Genomic DNA, 932 nt, shown 5'->3' on the forward strand with positions numbered 1-932 from the left:
TGGGAGCCGCGGGCTTGTCGGCGGCGACGCCGGTGAAGGTGCTGCCGAGGGTGACCACGACGTGGTCGGCGGCGGCCGAGGCGGACTCGGTGGCGGTGACGCCGTAGCGGGCGGCGACCTGCTCGGCGGCGTCCTTGGCGCCCTTGCCGTAGGTGACGGTGGTGGTCCTGGGCTTGCCGGCGGCGGGGCCGGTGCGGCCCTCCTTGAAGCCCATCCCGACCAGGGCCTTGGCCTCGTTGCCGGAGGAGACCCCGGCGGCCGAGGAGGCGTTGAACACGTCCACCGTGGCCGGGGAGACGGCCTTGGTGGCCGTGGGAGTGGGAGTGGGGGTCGGCGTCGCGGCCTGGGTGGCGGCCGGGGTGGCGGTCGCGTCACCGCTCGGGGCGTCGCCGGGGGCGGGCACGGGGGCGGCGGCATCGGCCAGGCCGAACACCTGCTTGACCACCTTCTGGATCTTCGCGGGAGTGACGATGTTGACGTCCTGGCCGTTCTTCGTGTCCTCCCGGTCGAAGGTCAGGGTGTTGAACTCGACGTTGCCGCCGGCCAGTGCCGGGGCCTGCTGGGCGAAGTCCAGGACGTTCCACTCGTTGTCGATCACCAGGTCCTTCTGCACCACCCCGAACAGCTTCTGCATCGACCCGAGGTCGCCGATGACGCCCTGCTCCTTGAGCTTGTGCATCACCGAGGAGATGAAGGCCTGCTGACGGTGGGTGCGGGCGAAGTCGTCCGAGTTCCCGTGGCCGTCGTCCAGGTTGTGCCGCTGGCGGACGAAGGAGAGCGCCTGGGCGGCGTCGAGCTTGCTGCGCCCGGCCGGGAGCTTGAGCCCGGTGCCGCCGCCCGCATGGGTGGCGGTCCTGGCAATGATCGGGTCGTCCACCGGGTGGGTGAGGCAGACCTCGATCGGCTGGAGCACCTTGGCGATGTCGTAGAAC

Annotated in this window: 1 protein-coding gene; it reads right to left on the reverse strand. The window is 71.2% G+C overall.

Features of this window, described 5'->3' with window-relative positions; genetic code table 11:
• Window positions 1-932: LCP family protein (locus RZ50_RS00010; RefSeq protein ID WP_217680134.1), on the reverse strand; the 932-nt coding region annotated here is incomplete at both ends.

The organism is Kitasatospora sp. SUK 42 (assembly GCF_015776785.2).
In the GTDB taxonomy this organism is placed as follows: Bacteria; Actinomycetota; Actinomycetes; order Streptomycetales; family Streptomycetaceae; genus Kitasatospora.